Genomic DNA, 16,933 nt, shown 5'->3' with positions numbered 1-16,933 from the left:
CTGGTGACCGAGCACACCGTGTCGCTGACACAGGCGCTGAATGAGACCCGTACCGGGGATGTCTGGCTGTTTCGCGGCGACTCCGGCCCCGACCGGGCGATCCAGACCCTGACCAACGCACCGGTCAATCACGTCGGCATGACCGTGGCCATCGACGACCTGCCGCCGTTGATCTGGCATGCCGAGCTGGGGCACAAGCTCCTCGATATGTGGACGGGCACCAACCACCGTGGGGTGCAACTCAACGACGCCCGCGAGGCCGTCGAACAATGGCTGCACCAATACGGTCAGCGCTGCTGGCTGCGCCAGCTCACCCCCCAGGTCACCCGCGACCACGAAGACCGGATGCTGGAGGTGATCGCGCGAATGGACGGCACCCCGTTTCCGTCGACCGCACGGCTCACCGGACGGTGGCTGCGCGGCAGGCTCCCCACCGCCAGCGACTGGACTCGCGGAATTCCTCTGGTGCACAAAAAGATTCGCGAGTCCGCCCAGCGACGCAAAGTCACCGAACGAGAACTGGGCCTACAGACTGCCTACTGCGCCGAGACGGTCGCCATCACCTACGAGGAGATGGGGTTGTTGACCACCGAGAAGAACGAGAACTGGTTCGACCCGGGACGATTCTGGAGCGGCGACACCTTGCCGCTGATCGCGAACTATCGGCTCGGCGCCGAAATCCAGGTCATCGCAGACTGATCCGACCTCAGAAGCCAAAGCCGCCGCCGATACCGCCGGTCGCCTGCTGACGCAGGCACGCCAAATCGACGTAGACGGTTGTCGCACTAAATGATTCGCCCGGTGATCGGTCCGGGTTGTGGACAGCCACGACCCGGCATGAGGACAACGGGGCACCGGTATTGCCCTCGACCCAGTTGAACGCGACCACGTAGCCCTGGGCCTGCAGCTGATTACCCCGTCGACCAGACCGCCAGCAGTTTGCCCTTCGGATCGCGGAACATGATCGCCGTGATCGTTTTTCCCTGCGGGACGTCGTAGGCGACGTGGGTGGCGAGTTGCTGGCCCTGCGGAAGCTGTCCCGAGGTGATGCCCGGCTGGACCGCGCCGACGGCGGGTGCGATATTCGATCCGTCCGCGGCCCGCGCCACGAACCAGAAGCCGTTGTAGGCGACCGTGCCGGTCTTGGCGGCGATCGTCACGTCGACGGCGTACATAGTGCCCTTCGCCGGGACGATCTGGGCATCCGGCGGCACCGGCGCGAGGTTGTCGACGGTGTAGGTCGCTAAGCCACCGTCGGACGCGACGTCGACCGGGGTGCCGAAGGTGACCGCCTGCTTGGCGGCCGGCTGAGTCGACGTGGCGGGCGCGCTGGTGGCCGATTGCTGCGCCGTCGAGCCTGAACCCCCGCACCCCGCGGTGATCAGTGCGATCGCCAACACACCGAGAACGACCGTGGATATCCGTATTGCGCGCATCCGCGGATACTAGCGCGGCGCGGCGGCGCCGAATGCCCCGCCGCAGCCGGGCGAACTCCTGCTCTTGCGCCCCAGCACTTCGGTCGACACCGTGGCTATGCGGTCGGTGTGAGCATCGAACATGTCCCATTGCGCGCCGACCATTGACAGTCGCCGCTCGCATCGTTCACGTAGCCGTCGAGGGATATCGTCGGGCCGTGCAGAAGTTTTCCCATAGCTGGTCAGACTCGCACGCCCGCTTGAACTCATCGCGATGTCGTGAAAGGACGATCATGCCCACGTCGTTGCCCGACGGTCTCATTGATCTTCTCCGCAAGCCCAGCCCGTGCTTCGTTGCCACCCTGATGCCCGACGGCTCACCCCAGCTGACCGAGACGTGGGTCGACACCGACGGCGAACACATCATCCTCAACATCGTCGGCGGCATGCAGAAGGCTCGAAACCTGGAACGAGATCCGCGGGTCGCCATCAACATCGTTGACCCCGAGAATGTCTCGCGGTTCTACGCCGTGCGCGGGCGCGTGATCGCCACAACCGCCGAGGGCGGACGCGACAGCATTGACGCCATCTCGCAGAAGTATTTGGGCATTCCGTACCCCAATTTCAGCGGCAACCCCAACGAGACCAGGCTCATCGTCACGATCGGCGCGGACAAGGTGACGCCACCGCCTGGCGAGGATTAGCCGCTCTCGCGCGCCGGCGTCATGCGCGACAAGGGATTCGCCGTCGACCGGGCTTCTCCCCCCGCGAACTACCCTAAGCGTGGCCGTTGACTACCTCCGCAATCCGGCGGGCCACCTCGGCTGGGGTGCGATGTGAGGTGTCGACAACTTACGCGTCTTTGTGCAACCAGCTTCGGGCCGCCGGTGTGTTCAACGAGTCGGCGAGCGGTTTCAACCACCAGCGGCCGCCAAGGCGGCCAGTGCTCGAAGTTATCCGTGCCCGGCAGACTCGTCGTCGTCTTGCCGACACCGTGAGTGCCGTTCAGCCACACCATCATTGCGTCACCGATAAACGTCACGGCGATACGCGATGTGGATCACTCGGACAACCACTCGTTCGTCGAAAATCTGGTATACCACTCGGAATTCGCCTCGTCGTGCCGAGTACCGCCCCTGCAGCTGGTTGCGTAGCGGCTTGCCGACGCGATGAGGATTCTCTGCGAGTGGCCCGCGAATGAACTCCCAACACGCGACAGCGATTGCCTGGGGTAGGTCATCGGTGAGCGCCATCCGTGCTGCTCGGGTCAACTCGATTTCATAGGTCAACCTGGCAACCGCCCGACGGTACGCATAGCTTCGGTCACCTCATCGAGCGTGTAGGTCTCGCCCGCGTCAGCCTCGGCTTCGGCTTCTCGGATTTCGAGCAGCAGATCGCGATCACTCAGAATCTCCAGAGTTTCCATGATCGAGTCGTAATCGTCTGCACTGAGAATCACCGCCGCCCGACGCCCTTGACGGGTGACCTCGATGCGCTGGTGAGTACGGACCGCTTCGTCGACAATCTTCGATAGGTTTGCGCGGACTTCGGCAAGCGGGAGGGTCGACATGTACAGAATTCTAGCGCGAACGCCAATCTCGCGCCGCGGCCACCGATCACGAAGTGCGCAGACGGGGACGCCGTGTCCAACCACTGGTCCGGAGTCACGATCGACTGCCTCGATCCGCTCAGCATGGCGAGATTATGGAGGTTGAATCGCATTTCGTCACACGTTGAAGCGGAACTCCACCACGTCGCCGTCGGCCATCACGTAGTCCTTGCCTTCGATGCGCACCTTGCCCTCAGACTTGGCCGCGGCCATCGAGCCGGCCTCCACCAGGTCGGCATACGACACGACCTCAGCCTTGATGAAGCCCTTCTCGAAGTCGGTGTGGATCACGCCGGCCGCCTTGGGTGCGGTATCGCCCTGGTGAATCGTCCACGCGCGGGCCTCTTTTGGCCCCGCAGTCAGATAGGTCTGCAGCTTCAAGGTGTGAAACCCGGCCCGCGCCAACGCATCCAGCCCACGCTCGGTCTGCCCGATCGACTCCAGCAGCTCGGCCGCTGACTCGTCGTCGAGCTCCTGCAGCTCTTCTTCGATCTTGGCGTCGAGGAACACCGCATCGGCCGGCGCGACCATCTCCCGTAGTGATGCGACCCGCTCGGGATCGGTGAGCACCGACTCATCGCAGTTGAACACGTAGAGAAACGGTTTGGTGGTCAACAGGTTCAGCTCACGCAGCAGCCCTGAATCCACTTTCTTGCCCGCGGCGAACAGTGTCGTGCCGTCGTTCAGCAGCTCCTGGGCAGCCACCGCCGCGTCATGCACCGGTTTGCGTTCCTTGTTATTGCGGGCTTCCTTCTCCAGCCGGGGCACCGCCTTCTCCAGCGTCTGCAGATCGGCCAGGATCAGCTCGGTGTCGATCACCTCGATGTCGGACTTGGGATCGACCTTGCCGTCGACGTGGACCACGTCATCGTCGGCGAAGACCCGCACCACCTGGCAGATCGCATCGCACTCACGAATGTTCGCCAAGAACTTGTTGCCCAGACCGGCACCCTCGGAGGCGCCCTTCACGATGCCGGCGATGTCGACGAATGTCACCGGCGCCGGCAGGATCCGCTCGGAGGAGAAGATCTCGGCCAGCTTGGTCAGCCGCGGATCGGGCAGCGGCACGACGCCCTCATTGGGCTCGATCGTGGCGAATGGATAGTTGGCTGCCAGCACGTTATTGCGGGTCAGCGCATTGAATAGGGTGGATTTCCCCACGTTGGGCAGACCGACGATTCCGAGGCTAAGGCTCACAGGGAGGACAGTCTAGGAGAAAGGTCTGGCAGACCCGTCCGCTCTCGGCCCCGCTGCCGGTCCACATTCAGTCAGAACCGGTACGGTCTACGTGTGTCAGCACAGCGATCCAGGTCGTCGGTGGCGGCCGCGAATTGCTCGGCGCATCCGAATCTCCCCGGCGTGCCCTGGTGGGCAGCAGTCCTTATTGCTGTGATCGCCACCACAATTGGGGCCGCGTTCGACGCAGGCTCGGGCAACAAGGATCTCGGCAGTGTGTTCGGGGCCCTGTACGCCATCGGCTGCGTGGCCGCAGTGCTGGCGGTTGGGCAGTCCAGCATCTTCACCGCCGTCATCCAGCCCCCGCTGATCCTGTTCGTCGCCGTGCCCAGCGCTTATTTTTTGTTCCACGGTGCGCAGTTCACCGGCATCAAGGACACCCTGATCAACTTCGGCTACCCACTGATCGAGCGCTTCCCACTGATGCTGTTCACGTCGGCGGGCGTGCTGCTCATCGGATTGGTGCGCTGGTACTTCGCGATGTCGAGTCGGTCGGCCGTGGCGGCCGCGCCCGTCGATGCCGACGACGACCAGCCGTCCCCCGGCTTGTTCGCCGGGCTGGCGGCCAAGCTTTCGGGCCTACGCCACGGCGACGCTGACGCCGAGGACATCGAAGGAGCGCCCGGCATCGAACGCCCTGCCACCGCGCGGCGGCAGCCCCGGTCGACCCAGCCCGCCAAGCGTCCCGCCCCCACGCGCTCCCGCCATGCGCGCCCCCCGGTGGAGGACGTCACCGAGGCGCCGGAGCGTCCCCGCCGGCGCCGTCCGGTCGCGGACGACGCCCCAGACCTGGCCGACGCCCCGCGGCGCCGGCGTCAGCCGCGCGACGGAGGTAACCGCCCGCCCTCGTCATCCCGTCGCGAGCCTCGTGAGCCTCGTGAGCTGCGTGAACCACGCGAACCTCGCGAGCCGCGAGTGCCCCGCGAACGCCGCGACCGCTACGGCGCGCCGCCCCAGCGGAGCAGCCGCTTCGAGCCGTATGAGTCCTACCCGTCGTCCTACGAGCCGTATCCGCCCTATGAACCGCCGCCTCGGCAGCGGCCGCCGAGCCGGGCCAACGGGGACACCAGCGGACACCACCCGGTATCGCGGGTGCGCTATCGCGGCGAAGGTGAAGATCAGGCGAGGGAACCCCGCCCGCGTCGCTCAAGTGACCGGGACGCCGAATCCTGGCGTTCCGACCGCTGACCGAACCCCTAGGGACGGGCCGGACGGATCTCTCGCGGTAACGCGAACACCAGCGTCTCGTTGGCGGTCGTCACGGGCTGCACGGTGCCGAAGCCGTACTCGGCCAACCGGTCCAGCACACCCTTCACCAGGATCTCCGGCACCGACGCGCCAGACGTGACGCCGACGGTCGTGACCCCGGACAGCCAGGCGGAGTCGATGTCCTCGGCGTAATCGATCAGGTGCGAGGCGGTCGCGCCGGCATTGAGCGCGACCTCGACCAGGCGCACCGAGTTCGATGAGTTGCGCGAGCCGACCACGATCACCAGATCGCATTCCGGTGCCATCGCCTTGACCGCGCCCTGGCGGTTCTGGGTGGCGTAGCAGATGTCGTCGCTGGGTGGGTCTTGCAGCGTCGGGAACTTCTCCCGCAGCCGGCGCACCGTCTCCATGGTCTCGTCGACGCTCAGCGTGGTCTGGGACAGCCAGATGACCTTGTTCGGGTCGCGCACGGTGACCTTGTCGACGGCATCCGGGTTGTCGACGACCTGCACGTGGTCAGGTGCCTCACCGGCGGTGCCGACGACCTCCTCGTGGCCTTCGTGGCCGACCAGCAGGATGTCGTAGTCGTCGCGGGCGAACCGCTTGGCCTCGTTGTGCACCTTGGTGACCAGCGGGCAGGTCGCGTCGATAGTCCTCAGATTGCGCGCGGCGGCCTCGACGTGAACGGTCGGCGCGACACCGTGGGCGGAGAACACGACGATGGCCCCCTCGGGCACCTCATCGGTCTGCTCTACGAAAATCGCCCCGGCCTTGGCCAGGGTCTCCACCACGTAGCGGTTGTGCACGATCTCGTGGCGCACATAGACCGGGGCGCCATGCTTTTCCAGCGCGCGTTCGACGGTCTCGACGGCGCGGTCCACGCCGGCGCAGTAGCCACGGGGTTCGGCGAGCAGCACCCTTTTGCCGGTCGCGCCTGTGGCGACCGAGCTGGCGGCACCCGGAATCCCCATGTTGACGGTAGGCGGCATGGTTTCCAGGGTACGTTCCCGCAACCTGGCGGGGCCAGCCGTAGGCTGTGGGCCATGGCAACAGCACCATATGGGGTTCGTCTGCTGGTCGGCGCCGCCGTGACCGCGCTGGAGGAAACCCGCAAGCTGCCCCAGACGATCCTGATGTACCCGATGACGGTCGCCAGCAATATCGCGCACATCGTGATGAAGGTGCAGCAAGACCTCGCTGACCTGGTGATAAAGGGTGACAGCACGCTGGAGAGCATCTTCCCGCCGAAGGACGAGCAGCCCGAATGGGCGACGTTCGACGAGGACGTCGCTGACGACGGCGACGGGCCCGCACTCGACGGCGAGCGCCTGACCGAGGGCCGATTTGCCCTGTACACGGTGACCGACGGGGTGGACACGAAACCCCAGGGATCGACCGCGGCGAAGACCACCAGCGCGCCGGAGATCGCCGAGGAGCTCGACTACGAATCGCTGACGTTGGCCCAGCTCCGTGCCCGCCTGCAGTCGCTGAGCGTCGCCGACCTCGAGGCGCTGCTGGCCTATGAGGAAGCCTCCAAGGCCCGGGCACCGTTCCAGACCCTGCTGGCCAACAGGATCACCCGCGCGTCCGCCAAGTGACCACCGCCCAGGCCAACTCTGCGGAGAACCCGTATCCGGTCCGTGCGGTGGCCATCCGGGTGGCCGGCTGGATCGACAAATTGGGCAGCGTGTGGGTCGAGGGTCAGCTGACCCAGATCAACGTGCGCAGCTCGACGGCTTACATGGTGCTCCGCGATCCAGCGGCCAACATGTCGCTGGACATCAGCTGCCCGCGGGATTTGGTGCATTCCGCGCCGGTTAAGCTCACCGAGGGCACTCAGGTCGTGGTCTGCGGTAAGCCGACTTTCTACACGGTGCGCGGCTCATTTTCGTTGCGCGTCAACGATATTCGTGCGGTCGGCGTCGGCGAGCTGTTGGCTCGCATCGAGCGGCTGCGCAAGCTTCTGGAGGCCGAGGGCCTGTTTGACCCACGCCTCAAGCGCCCGCTGCCATTCCTGCCGTCGACGATCGGTTTGATCACCGGGCGGGCGAGTGCCGCCGAGCACGACGTGACGACGGTGGCCGCAGCTCGCTGGCCGGCGGTGCGGTTCGCGATCCGTAACACCGCCGTGCAAGGGGTCAACGCGGTGGCACAGATCGTGGAAGCGTTAGCGGAGCTGGATGCCGATCCCGATGTCGACGTCATCGTGATCGCCCGCGGTGGAGGCAGCGTCGAGGACCTGCTGCCGTTCTCTGACGAGACCCTGTGTCGCGCTATCGCTGCCTGTACCACCCCGGTGGTCAGCGCGGTCGGCCACGAGCCGGACAACCCGCTGTGCGACTTGGTTGCCGACGTTCGCGCGGCCACCCCCACCGACGCCGCCAAGAAGATGGTGCCCGACGCCGTCGCCGAGCTGGCCTTGGTCAAGGAACTGCGCCACCGCAGCGCCCAGGCGCTGCGTAACTGGGTCGGCCGCGAGCAACGTCACCTGACCCAGTTGCGCAGCCGCCCGGTGCTAGCCGACCCGCTGCGCGCGCTGACCGAGCGTGGCGACGAGATCGAGCGGGCCCGCGCCGCGGTGCGACGCGACGTGCAACGGCTGGTCGCCGTCGAATCCGACCGGATCGGGCACCTGGCCGCGCGGCTGGCCACGCTGGGTCCGGCGGCGACGCTGGCCCGCGGCTACGCCGTGGTGCAGACCGCGGCCGGTGACATCCTGCGAACAACCGCCGCCGCCCCGACCGGAACCCGGTTGCGCATCCGGGTCGGCGACGGCGCGATCGGCGCCACCAGTACGGGCCCGACGGATGGAGCCGCATGAGTAAGTCAGACGAAGCGAAGCCTATTAGTGAGCTCGGCTATGAAGATTGCCGAGACGAGCTGGTCGATGTGGTGCGGGTGCTCGAGCAAGGCGGACTCGATCTTGATTCGTCGCTGCAACTCTGGGAACGCGGCGAGGAACTGGCCCGACGCTGCGAGGAGCACTTAGCCGGGGCACGCAAACGCATTCAGGATGCGTTGGGCGCGCGCGAGGACGCCGGGGACTGATCCGCGCGGGCCGATAACCTCAGATATTGGAACACTGGAACGTGTTTCAGTTATCCTCGCCGCCATGGGAGATGCCACGTTGACGACTGACCTCGGCCGCGTCCTAGTGACCGGCGGCGCTGGGTTCGTCGGTGCCAATCTGGTGACCGAGCTGCTCGAGCGCGGACATTTCGTGCGCGCCTTCGACCGGGCGGCCTCGTCGCTGCCGCCGCATGAGCGTCTCGAGGTGCTCCAGGGCGATATCTGTGACACCGCCACCGTCGCCGCCGCGGTCGAGGGGATCGACACGATCTTCCACACCGCAGCGATCATCGATCTCATGGGCGGGGCCTCGGTCACCGACGAGTACCGCAAGCGCAGCTTCGACGTCAACGTCGGCGGCACCAAGAATCTGGTGCAGGCCGGACGGGCGGCCGGCGTCAAGCGCTTCGTGTACACCGCGTCCAACAGCGTGGTCATGGGTGGCCAGCGCATCGTCAACGGCGACGAAACCCTGCCGTACACGGCGCGATTCAACGATCTGTACACCGAGACCAAGGTGGTGGCCGAGAAGTTCGTGCTCAGCCAGAACGGTGCGGACGGCCTGCTGACCTGTTCGATCCGCCCGAGCGGCATCTGGGGCCGCGGCGACCAGACGATGTTCCGCAAGTTGTTCGAGCGGGTGATCGCCGGGCACGTCAAGGTTCTGGTCGGCAACAAGGACGCCAAGCTGGACAACTCCTATGTACACAACCTTGTGCATGGATTCATCCTGGCCGCAGAGCATTTGGTGCCCGGTGGCAGCGCGCCCGGCCAGGCGTACTTCATCAACGACGGCGAACCGATCAATATGTTCGACTTCTCCCGTCCGGTGGTCGAGGCCTGCGGTGAGAAGTGGCCGACGTTCTGGATTCCCGGTGCAGTGGTTCACGCCGCGCTGTCCGGTTGGCAATGGTTGCACTTCAAGTTCGGACTCCCCCAACCGCCGCTGGAACCGCTTGCGGTGGAACGAGTGTCGATCGACAACTATTTCTCCATCGACAAGGCCCGTCGCGACCTCGGTTACCAGCCGCTGTACACGACCGACCAAGCGCTCAAGGAATGCCTGCCCTACTACACGCAGCTGTACGCCGAGATGAAGGGCTAGTACGGCCGCAATCTATGGATTGGCGGGTGTCAGCATCGCGTGCTTAACGACCGTTCCGTAAGCGGTCTTCTGCTCGCCGCTGACCGTCGGGGCATACACCACCACGACGTCCTCGACCTGAAGCATGTCGCGCACCCCGGCGGCGTAGAGCTCGGCACGGCCGGTGCTCGGGAATTTCAGGAGCGTGACCGTGTCGGTGTCGGTTGCCTGCACACAGCCGATTTCCGGACATTTCGCCGATGTCGCATCCCGCGGGTTCACCGCAGGCAGGTTCGCTTTCCCGAAGGCGTCCAGCAGCGCGGCGACGGAAATGTCGTTGAGCATCACCGGAGCACCCGGCACCGTCCCGCCCGCACCGTGGAAAACATGGCCCCCACAGCCGGCCAGCAAAGCGGCCAGCGAGAAGACCATCAGACCGCCGCGCCACTGCATGCCCCGAGCGTAGCCTGTCCCGATTCGTGCATTGTTCGTGAGAAGCGCTCACTCCTCTGCACGGTTGGCCTAGCGTCGGAATATGCCTGACGGAAAGCCCAACATCCCGGTCATCTGGGGCGATGACATCGGCATCAGCAACCTGCGCTGCTACCGCGACGCCATGATGGGGTACCGCACCCCAACATCGATCGCATCGGCGCCGAGGGAATGCGCTTCACTGATTCTCACGGCGAGCAGAATTGCACGGCCGGACGCGCGGCGTTCATCAGCGGCCAAAGCGTGTACCGCACCGGAATGAGCAAAGTCGGAGTCCCTGGTGTCGATATCGGTTGGGCCGCCGAAGATCCCACGATAGCCAAGTTGCGCACACCGCTGGGATACGCCATCGACGAGATCGTCAAGAAGCTCAACGAGTTCCTGGCGCGTGCGGTCGACACGGTGGCACCAGAACGCGGCCGGAGATGATCGGCACCGGCATGAGCCACATCGGCTTCCGCTGCGTGAAGCGGTAGGCCCGATCCGTCGCCCGTGCTTGACTAGAACGCGTTCTACGCGGGAAGGGAGCTCATGTCCGACGCTGTGCTGGTAACCGGCGCATTCGGGTTGGTGGGAAGCGCGACGGTCACGCAGTTGGCGGCTGCCGGCCGTCACGTGGTCGCCACCGATCTCGACACCGAGGCGACCCGCAAGGCCGCCGCCGATCTGCCGCCGGGGGTGCAGGTGCGCTGGGCGGACCTCACCGACCCCGCCGCCGTCGAGAAGCTGCTGGGTGAGGTCTCCCCCGCCGCCGTCATCCACCTGGCCGCGGTGATCCCGCCGCTGTGTTATGCCAAGCCGGCGCTGGCCTACAAGGTCAACGTGGGAGCCACCGCCAATCTGGTGAAAGCCGCTGAGGGACACTCCAACCCGCCACGGCTAGTGCAGGCGTCGAGCATCGCCGTCTACGGGCCGCGCAATCCGTACACGAATCCCGACGTGCTCACCGCACAGACCCCGATGAATCCGTACGACAACTACGGCAAGCACAAGGTCGAGGCCGAGACGATCGTACGAGCCTCCAGCCTGGACTGGGTGATCCTGCGACTGGGCGGGGTGCTGACCACCGAACCCAACCTGGGGATGGACCCCAACCTGATCTTCTTCGAAGGTGTGCTGCCCACCGACGGGCGGCTGCAGACCGTCGACGTGCGCGACGTGGCCTTCGCCTTCGCGGCGGCCGCCACCGCCGATGTGCTGGGCCAGACACTGCTGATCGGCGGCGACGACAGCCACCGGCTGCGCCAGGGCGACATCGGGCAGTCCACCTCCGCGGCGATGGGCCTGGTCGGTGCGCTACCGCCGGGACGTGAGGGCAACCCTGAGGATGACGAGGGCTGGTTCGCCACCGACTGGATGGACACGGCAACCGCGCAGGCGGTGCTCAAGCATCAGCACTATTCGTGGCCGCAGATGTTGACCGAAACCGCGAACAAGGTGGGTTGGAAACGCTATGTATTCCGGGTGATCGCGCCGATCGCCCGCGAGTACCTCAAACGTCAATCGCTCTACTATGGTCAGCCACCCGGCTACGGCAACCCATGGGAGGCGGTGCGGCGCAAGTGGGGTGCTCCAGATAACGACGGGAAGGTGTCATGACCGAACAGGTGGCGATAATCATCGGAGGTGCCTCGGGCATCGGCTGGGCGACGGCTCAGACGCTGGCGGCGAAGGGCGTGCGGGTGACGATCGCCGACCGCAACACCGAGTTGGCCCAAGAACGGGCCTCGACACTGGGCGAGCCGCACACCTGGGCGGCTGTCGAGGTGACCGACGAAGCTTCGGTGGCAACACTTTTCGACGATGTGGTGGCCCGCGAAGGTGGGCTGCACATCGTGGTGAACTGCGCGGGGTTCAGCGGGTTCGGGGTGATCACCGAACTGGACACCGAGCAGTTCCGGTCGGTGGTCGACGTCTGCCTCAACGGTGCGTTCATCGTGATCAAGCACGCCGGGCGACATCTGGGCGAGGGCGGCGCTTTGGTATCGCTGACATCGCTCAACGCGCGCCAGCCGGCGATCGGGATGAGCGCCTACTGCGCGGCCAAAGCCGGGCTGTCGATGCTGACGCAGGTGGCGGCCCTGGAGTTGGGCCCGTGCGGCATCCGAGTCAACGCCGTCGCACCCGGCTTCGTCCACACCCCACTGACCGAGGGCGCCGCCGTGGTGCCCGGTGTCGTCGATGAGTACGTCGAGAACACCGCGCTGGGCCGTGCGGGTACGCCGCAGGACATCGCCGACGCGGTGGCGTTCCTGTGTTCACCGCAATCGTCATGGCTCACCGGCGAGATCCTTGACCTCAACGGCGGCGCACACCTCAAGCGCTACCCCAACATTGCGGCGCACCTGACTCGGCTAATGAATCAGTAGTCCGGTGAACACCGAATTCACCGTCACCCAGAAGCGCGCACTGGCGATCATCACCGTGCTCGCCCTGGTGTTGGGGGCGTATTTCCTGCGGCACTATTTCATCCTGGTCGTGATCGCGGCCGTCGTCGCCTACCTGTTCTCCCCGCTGTACAACCGGTGCCGGCGCCGGTTCGGGTCCGGGTTGTCGGCGACGCTGACCGTGCTGGCCGCGCTGGCCACGGTCATCATTCCCGTTGGCGCACTGTTAACGCTTGCCGTGCTTCAGATTTCGCACATGGTGATGCACGTTGCGGACTGGGTGCAGACCGCGGACATGTCCACGGTCGGCAATCAGGCGCTGACATATACGAATCAGGCGCTGGCCAAACTGCCGTTCGGGCACTTCTCCGTCACCACCGACTCGTTGCGCGACACGATGATCACCGTTTCGCAAAATCTCGGGCGCTGGCTGCTGCACACGCTGCAAGGTGCCGCGGGTGGCGTGATCGGCGTGATCACCTCGGCGATCATCTTCCTCTATGTGCTGATTTCGCTACTGACCAACTCCGAACAGCTGCTGCTGTTGATCCGCCGGCTCAACCCGTTGGGCGAGGAAGTCACCGACCTCTATCTGGCCAAGATGGGCGCGATGGTGAAGGGAACCGTCAAGGGCCAGTTCATCATCGCTCTGGTTCAGGGTCTGCTGGGTGCGGCGTCGATCTACCTCGGCGGCTTCCACCAAGGGTTCTTCATCTTCGCGATCTTTTTGACCGCGCTGTCGGTGATCCCGTTGGGCAGCGGCATCGTCACCATCCCGTTCGGCATCGGGATGATGTTGTTCGGCAACATCGGCGGCGGGCTGTTCGTGGTGCTGTTCCACGTCATCGGCGTCACCAACGTCGACAACTTCTTGCGGCCCATCCTGGTGCCACGTGAGGCCCGGCTGGATCCGGCGCTCATGCTGCTGGCGGTGTTCTCGGGTATCGCGATGTTCGGCTTCTGGGGCATCGTGCTGGGCCCGGTGCTGATGATCATCATCGTCACGACGATCTCGGTGTACCTGGCCGTGTACAAGGGCGTCGAGATGACCGTGCATGAGCCACCAGAAAGGCACCGCCGGATGTTCCGACGCCGCCTTCGGGCCGAGACTGAGGCTACTGTGGCTGCCGCGGGCTGAAGAAGTACCCAGGCAATCGCCAGCTCCGCAAGTGCTTGGCCGCGTTGTTGCGCTATGGAGTTGAGACCACGGGCTCGCTCCAGAGAGACCTCAGAGATGTTGGCCTCCGTCATCCAGCGGCCCACACTGGCTCGCGAGCCGGCCGGAACCCCGTTGAGGTCGCGCGATGTCAGCAGGCCCTGCTCCGGGGCACCATCGAACATGTTGTAGCAGGGGTGGTGGATCGTCAGAGGCACGCCCTCTGCCCTGAGAGCGGCAGCAGCGAAACGGGTTTCGTCCGGATCGTAGTTCGAGATGCCGACATAGAGCGCCTTGCCCTACCGTACAGCGCGGGCTAAGGCCCCATGGTCTCTTCGATGGGCGTCTTGGGGTCGGGTCGGTGTGAACAGAAGATATCGACGTAGTCGACGTTCAGGCGCGACAGGGATTGGTCGAGTGAGGAGAGCATCGTCTCCCGCGACCCCCACTCGACGTGGGGCCCCTCGGACATGTCGTAGCCAGCCTTCGGCGAGAATGCGCCCGAAATTGGGCTCTTCCGATCCAGCCGGGGGACCGTGATTGTTGGCCGCATCGAAGTGGATCACGCCTAGGGCGAAGGCGCGGTGCGCGATGGCGCACTACACTTCGAGAGGTCGATCGTCGCCGAAGTTGTTCCACAGCGATCAGAAAAACTGATCGATGCTGTCGCGGCTCAGTCGACCTGGTTGAACCAGGAGATGACGACCATCACCGTTGCGGCGACCAGCGCGACGATAACCCACAGCACCAAGGCCATATCGATCCAGGCTCCCGGAGGCGGAGCGCCGGGCAGGATATTGCGCAGCGGCACGATGGCGAACAACATTGCGGCATACCAGGTGGCGAACGGCATCTGGAATTGCTTGCGCCGGGTGATCACCAATATCGAGGTGAAGATGGCGATCGTCGGCAGCGTGAGCAGAACGATGACGATGCCGAGGTCGAAGGCCAGCGGGCCGAGCGCGCGGCTGAAGGTGACCTGGGTGGCGTCACCGTCGCCCCTGGCGTTGGGCGACGGTGCCACCTGCTCACTGGACAGGTCCCCGCCCTGCAGGGCGCCGGCGATCTGAATCTTGGCCGGGATGATCTTGCGATCCTCACCCTCACCGACCAGCAAGTCAGCGCTGATGCCTGGTGTCTCATAGCGATCGAACGGCCAGGTGTTCACATCACCGTCGACATCGATGGTTGTCGTTACCTATGCCGGTGCCGCACCTGCCGGAAACTTCAACTCTCCCAGAGAATTCCACGGGTGCAAGCGGACCGCAATGCCTTCCTTGAGGGTGTCCAACTTCTCGTCGAGGAGGGAGTCTGCCGGGATGACAAGTACTTTGGCATCAACCTTGTAGTCGACGGTACGCAGCGTCTGCAGCGTGATGAGGACCGTCGTCTCGGATCCGTTGCCCTCCCCGGACGCCTCGAGCTCCTTGGCGGAACCGGACAGCCACCAGTAGCCGAACAAGGTGACGATGTAGGCAAGCCCCACTACCAGCGCCACGAGGATGCCGACGGTCTTACCGCGCTTGGCGGCGGGAGCCGGGGTCGCCGGCTCAGCGTGGGTCGGGGTCACGCGGGGAATGGTATGCGGACCCGCCCAAAATCACAGCCCTTTGCCAGAGCCCTTAAAAGGGCGGTGGGTCGTGGTCGTTTGCGGGTCGCGCGGAGCCCAACAATGCGCTGTGGCGGACGGTCCGCTCAGCGCGATTAAGGCACCGCTCGTCAGCGATGTATTTCGCACGGTTTTGCGCCCTCGTGGTCTTGCGCCGCGGCATCTGGACGGTTCGATCACCGTCCGACACGGCGATCGGTGGCCCCTGCGGAGCCGGGGTCGGGGCCATCAGGGAGGGGAACAGCAAGGCACTGCCCGGCGTGGTGACATACGTTTGCTGCCCGGGCAGCGACCAGATAATTGTGCCGTCTGCCAATTGCCTGTCGCGCCAACCCCAGAAGGTTTTGAGAATGTGGCAGTGACGGCAAAGGGATTTGAGATTGCCGGCGTGCGTCGGGCCGTACGGGTGCGGAACCGTATGGTCCAGATCGCATTGTGTGGCGGGCTTGTCACAGCCCGGGCCGCGGCAGGTGAGATCGCGGGCGCGCACGAAGTCGGCCAACGCACGGGAGGGGCGGTAGCCGGACTCCGGTGGGAGGTCGACCGGGTGGATCAGGGGGCTCAGCTTGGCATGTTTGGCCAGCTCCAGCAGCAGCTCACCGGGGATCAAGGTGTTGGCACCCAACACATGTGCCGGGTTATCGGAGCGACCTTGCAGGGTCGCTTCGTCGGCGACGACGTGGATGACGATAGGCCCCGGGGCCGGCTTGCCAGCCGCAGGGCAGTTCGCCTCGCCGCATTGGCAGGCCAACCGATCGGCGCGAGCAGCCAGTGCACCGTAGGCGTCGGCACGGCGCTGCTCCTTGGTTCTAGGGTCGGCCTCGCACACCGTGTTGGCCATCGCGTCGAGTCGTTGATCGAACGCCTGGGCATCGGTGGAGTACACCCGCGCGATGATTTCGGTGCAGCCATCCATGTCATCGGAGACGATCACCTCGCGGTCCTTGGCGCGGTTGCGGCGGCGACGCACGGCGTCAGGGTCGTGCTTGATGACGAGGCGATCGATTTCGGATGCCAATTTCCCGTCGGTCATCGACGGCCACCGGGCCGCCCGCCCGGCCAGCTTGCGGTCGACTTCGGCCAAGACCGCCTCATCGGTGATGAGGCCGGTGCGGAACACGACCGTTTGGAACATCCGCATATCGATCTCCCCGGCCAGGAACACCGCGGCGACTTCAGGCAGCTGCCGCATGGCCAGGCCGTAGGTCATATAGCTGCCGGCCTTGCCAAGGTTGACCCGGAGCGCGGCGGCTAACTCGGCCCCGACCGCCGCCCAGGTGTCAACCGCCCAGTCCTCTCGCTCGCCGCGTTCGCGACGCCGCAATTCGAACAGCTCCGCCGTCGCGGCCAGCTTCCTGGCGGCGTCCTGATTCTCGGCCCTGGCGGAGCTACAGATGCTGGTCAGCAGCGCACGCGACTCGGCCGTCTCCGAAGGCTCGAAATAGTCGTGCAACTGGCTTGATCCGAACATGCGTTCGATGCTACCCATGGGGGGTGACAACATCTGCCACAGCTGTTACGCCGTCGCGTGGGGTCAGGGCAACGTCGCTCAAAACATTTGGGACGGCCCGGATCCGCCTCCGCCGCTACCGCCGTGGGCCATGACGACCCGCGAGCAATGCGAGCAGATCCTGTGGACGTTCTGCCCCCACGCGTGATTCATGATG

19 protein-coding genes and 3 pseudogenes are annotated in these 16,933 nt (G+C 65.3%); 12 read left to right on the top strand and 10 right to left on the bottom strand.

The genetic code is table 11. From position 1 onward, the window contains the following. Positions 1-3 precede the first annotated feature (3 nt). On the top strand, positions 4-699 hold the full coding sequence (locus tag G6N13_RS13240; RefSeq protein WP_163697647.1) for a guanylate cyclase: 696 nt from the start codon (positions 4-6) through the stop codon (positions 697-699). A 212-nt stretch (positions 700-911) separates the two neighbouring features. On the opposite strand, the gene G6N13_RS13235 is transcribed toward G6N13_RS13240, so the two are convergent. Further along, the gene (locus tag G6N13_RS13235) at positions 912-1,436 is read right to left on the bottom strand and encodes a DUF1942 domain-containing protein (RefSeq protein WP_163697646.1); all 525 of its coding nucleotides are present in this window, start codon (positions 1,434-1,436) and stop codon (positions 912-914) included. A gap of 272 nt (positions 1,437-1,708) precedes the next feature. Here G6N13_RS13235 and G6N13_RS13230 point away from each other — a divergent pair, with 272 nt between their 5' ends. Beyond that, complete coding sequence (locus tag G6N13_RS13230; protein WP_163697644.1) at positions 1,709-2,119, top strand: PPOX class F420-dependent oxidoreductase; 411 nt, start codon at positions 1,709-1,711, stop codon at positions 2,117-2,119. 321 nt (positions 2,120-2,440) lie between these two features. On the opposite strand, the gene G6N13_RS13220 is transcribed toward G6N13_RS13230, so the two are convergent. The 3 genes from G6N13_RS13220 to ychF form a co-directional block, all read right to left on the bottom strand. After that, the gene (locus tag G6N13_RS13220) at positions 2,441-2,668 is read right to left on the bottom strand and encodes a type II toxin-antitoxin system RelE family toxin (RefSeq protein WP_163697642.1); all 228 of its coding nucleotides are present in this window, start codon (positions 2,666-2,668) and stop codon (positions 2,441-2,443) included. A gap of 32 nt (positions 2,669-2,700) precedes the next feature. Next, on the bottom strand, positions 2,701-2,985 hold the full coding sequence (locus tag G6N13_RS13215; RefSeq protein ID WP_163697640.1) for a type II toxin-antitoxin system Phd/YefM family antitoxin: 285 nt from the start codon (positions 2,983-2,985) through the stop codon (positions 2,701-2,703). 156 nt (positions 2,986-3,141) lie between these two features. Next, entirely contained in the window at positions 3,142-4,221 is a 1,080-nt protein-coding gene (gene ychF, locus G6N13_RS13210; protein ID WP_163697638.1) for a redox-regulated ATPase YchF, read from the bottom strand. 93 nt (positions 4,222-4,314) lie between these two features. Here ychF and G6N13_RS13205 point away from each other — a divergent pair, with 93 nt between their 5' ends. After that, positions 4,315-5,448, top strand: a complete 1,134-nt coding sequence (locus G6N13_RS13205) for a DUF6542 domain-containing protein (RefSeq protein WP_163697636.1) — start codon at positions 4,315-4,317, stop codon at positions 5,446-5,448. 8 nt (positions 5,449-5,456) lie between these two features. Here G6N13_RS13205 and G6N13_RS13200 read toward each other — a convergent pair whose 3' ends face one another. Beyond that, a complete protein-coding gene (locus G6N13_RS13200) occupies positions 5,457-6,458 on the bottom strand; it encodes a 4-hydroxy-3-methylbut-2-enyl diphosphate reductase (RefSeq protein ID WP_163697634.1) in 1,002 nt (333 codons plus the stop codon). Positions 6,459-6,512: 54 nt separating this feature from the next. On the opposite strand from G6N13_RS13200, the gene G6N13_RS13195 reads away from it, so the two are divergent. The 4 genes from G6N13_RS13195 (at position 6,513) to G6N13_RS13180 (ending at position 9,643) form a co-directional block, all read left to right on the top strand. Further along, entirely contained in the window at positions 6,513-7,067 is a 555-nt protein-coding gene (locus G6N13_RS13195; protein ID WP_163697631.1) for a lipid droplet-associated protein, read from the top strand. Beyond that, positions 7,064-8,290 (top strand): exodeoxyribonuclease VII large subunit, encoded by a 1,227-nt coding sequence (gene xseA, locus G6N13_RS13190; protein WP_163697629.1) that lies wholly within the window; start codon positions 7,064-7,066, stop codon positions 8,288-8,290. The genes G6N13_RS13195 and xseA overlap by 4 nt, the downstream gene beginning before the upstream one ends. Next, positions 8,287-8,517, top strand: a complete 231-nt coding sequence (locus tag G6N13_RS13185; protein ID WP_163697628.1) for an exodeoxyribonuclease VII small subunit — start codon at positions 8,287-8,289, stop codon at positions 8,515-8,517. The genes xseA and G6N13_RS13185 overlap by 4 nt, the downstream gene beginning before the upstream one ends. A gap of 64 nt (positions 8,518-8,581) precedes the next feature. Further along, a complete protein-coding gene (locus G6N13_RS13180) occupies positions 8,582-9,643 on the top strand; it encodes a 3-beta-hydroxysteroid dehydrogenase (protein ID WP_163697626.1) in 1,062 nt (353 codons plus the stop codon). Positions 9,644-9,655: 12 nt separating this feature from the next. On the opposite strand, the gene G6N13_RS13175 is transcribed toward G6N13_RS13180, so the two are convergent. Then, entirely contained in the window at positions 9,656-10,075 is a 420-nt protein-coding gene (locus G6N13_RS13175; protein WP_163697623.1) for a hypothetical protein, read from the bottom strand. A gap of 82 nt (positions 10,076-10,157) precedes the next feature. On the opposite strand from G6N13_RS13175, the pseudogene G6N13_RS13170 reads away from it, so the two are divergent. The 4 genes and pseudogenes from G6N13_RS13170 to G6N13_RS13155 form a co-directional block, all read left to right on the top strand. Continuing rightward, a pseudogene (locus G6N13_RS13170) lies at positions 10,158-10,498 on the top strand (sulfatase-like hydrolase/transferase); the annotation flags it as partial. Positions 10,499-10,645: 147 nt separating this feature from the next. Further along, positions 10,646-11,713: an NAD-dependent epimerase/dehydratase family protein gene (locus G6N13_RS13165; RefSeq protein ID WP_163697621.1), complete on the top strand. Its 1,068-nt coding sequence runs from the start codon at positions 10,646-10,648 to the stop codon at positions 11,711-11,713. Next, entirely contained in the window at positions 11,710-12,483 is a 774-nt protein-coding gene (locus G6N13_RS13160) for an SDR family NAD(P)-dependent oxidoreductase (protein WP_163697619.1), read from the top strand. The genes G6N13_RS13165 and G6N13_RS13160 overlap by 4 nt, the downstream gene beginning before the upstream one ends. 4 nt (positions 12,484-12,487) lie before the next feature. After that, the gene (locus G6N13_RS13155) at positions 12,488-13,639 is read left to right on the top strand and encodes an AI-2E family transporter (RefSeq protein ID WP_163697616.1); all 1,152 of its coding nucleotides are present in this window, start codon (positions 12,488-12,490) and stop codon (positions 13,637-13,639) included. Between the two features lie 29 nt (positions 13,640-13,668). Here the strand turns inward: G6N13_RS13155 and G6N13_RS25885 are convergent. From G6N13_RS25885 to G6N13_RS13140, 4 genes and pseudogenes are all read right to left on the bottom strand, one after another. Continuing rightward, a pseudogene (locus G6N13_RS25885) lies at positions 13,669-13,935 on the bottom strand (aldo/keto reductase); the annotation flags it as partial. A 38-nt stretch (positions 13,936-13,973) separates the two neighbouring features. Beyond that, positions 13,974-14,129, bottom strand: a complete 156-nt coding sequence (locus tag G6N13_RS24560; protein ID WP_220096750.1) for an aldo/keto reductase — start codon at positions 14,127-14,129, stop codon at positions 13,974-13,976. Between the two features lie 201 nt (positions 14,130-14,330). Then, positions 14,331-15,143 (bottom strand): annotated as a pseudogene (locus G6N13_RS13145) (DUF4436 domain-containing protein). 136 nt (positions 15,144-15,279) lie between these two features. After that, positions 15,280-16,737: an HNH endonuclease signature motif containing protein gene (locus G6N13_RS13140; RefSeq protein ID WP_163697614.1), complete on the bottom strand. Its 1,458-nt coding sequence runs from the start codon at positions 16,735-16,737 to the stop codon at positions 15,280-15,282. Between the two features lie 16 nt (positions 16,738-16,753). Here G6N13_RS13140 and G6N13_RS13135 point away from each other — a divergent pair, with 16 nt between their 5' ends. Then, positions 16,754-16,924, top strand: a complete 171-nt coding sequence (locus G6N13_RS13135) for a hypothetical protein (RefSeq protein ID WP_163697612.1) — start codon at positions 16,754-16,756, stop codon at positions 16,922-16,924. Positions 16,925-16,933 lie beyond the last annotated feature (9 nt).

The organism is Mycolicibacterium sarraceniae, from assembly GCF_010731875.1.
Taxonomy (GTDB): domain Bacteria; phylum Actinomycetota; class Actinomycetes; order Mycobacteriales; family Mycobacteriaceae; genus Mycobacterium; species Mycobacterium sarraceniae.
Note: the sequence above shows the minus strand (reverse complement) of the source record. Positions and strands in the feature narration are given on the sequence as shown.

Excerpts from the sequence above, each read along its gene's own strand:
- G6N13_RS13235 (WP_163697646.1), bottom strand. The coding sequence starts at position 1,436 with ATGCGCGCAATACGGATATCCACGGTCGTTCTCGGTGTGTTGGCGATC.
- G6N13_RS13230 (WP_163697644.1), top strand. The coding sequence starts at position 1,709 with ATGCCCACGTCGTTGCCCGACGGTCTCATTGATCTTCTCCGCAAGCCC.
- G6N13_RS13220 (WP_163697642.1), bottom strand. The coding sequence starts at position 2,668 with ATGGCGCTCACCGATGACCTACCCCAGGCAATCGCTGTCGCGTGTTGG.
- G6N13_RS13215 (WP_163697640.1), bottom strand. The coding sequence starts at position 2,985 with ATGTCGACCCTCCCGCTTGCCGAAGTCCGCGCAAACCTATCGAAGATT.
- G6N13_RS13200 (WP_163697634.1), bottom strand. The coding sequence starts at position 6,458 with ATGCCGCCTACCGTCAACATGGGGATTCCGGGTGCCGCCAGCTCGGTC.
- G6N13_RS13195 (WP_163697631.1), top strand. The coding sequence starts at position 6,513 with ATGGCAACAGCACCATATGGGGTTCGTCTGCTGGTCGGCGCCGCCGTG.
- G6N13_RS13185 (WP_163697628.1), top strand. The coding sequence starts at position 8,287 with ATGAGTAAGTCAGACGAAGCGAAGCCTATTAGTGAGCTCGGCTATGAA.
- G6N13_RS13180 (WP_163697626.1), top strand. The coding sequence starts at position 8,582 with ATGGGAGATGCCACGTTGACGACTGACCTCGGCCGCGTCCTAGTGACC.
- G6N13_RS13175 (WP_163697623.1), bottom strand. The coding sequence starts at position 10,075 with ATGCAGTGGCGCGGCGGTCTGATGGTCTTCTCGCTGGCCGCTTTGCTG.
- G6N13_RS13165 (WP_163697621.1), top strand. The coding sequence starts at position 10,646 with ATGTCCGACGCTGTGCTGGTAACCGGCGCATTCGGGTTGGTGGGAAGC.
- G6N13_RS13160 (WP_163697619.1), top strand. The coding sequence starts at position 11,710 with ATGACCGAACAGGTGGCGATAATCATCGGAGGTGCCTCGGGCATCGGC.
- G6N13_RS24560 (WP_220096750.1), bottom strand. The coding sequence starts at position 14,129 with ATGTCCGAGGGGCCCCACGTCGAGTGGGGGTCGCGGGAGACGATGCTC.
- G6N13_RS13140 (WP_163697614.1), bottom strand. The coding sequence starts at position 16,737 with ATGTTCGGATCAAGCCAGTTGCACGACTATTTCGAGCCTTCGGAGACG.
- G6N13_RS13135 (WP_163697612.1), top strand. The coding sequence starts at position 16,754 with ATGGGGGGTGACAACATCTGCCACAGCTGTTACGCCGTCGCGTGGGGT.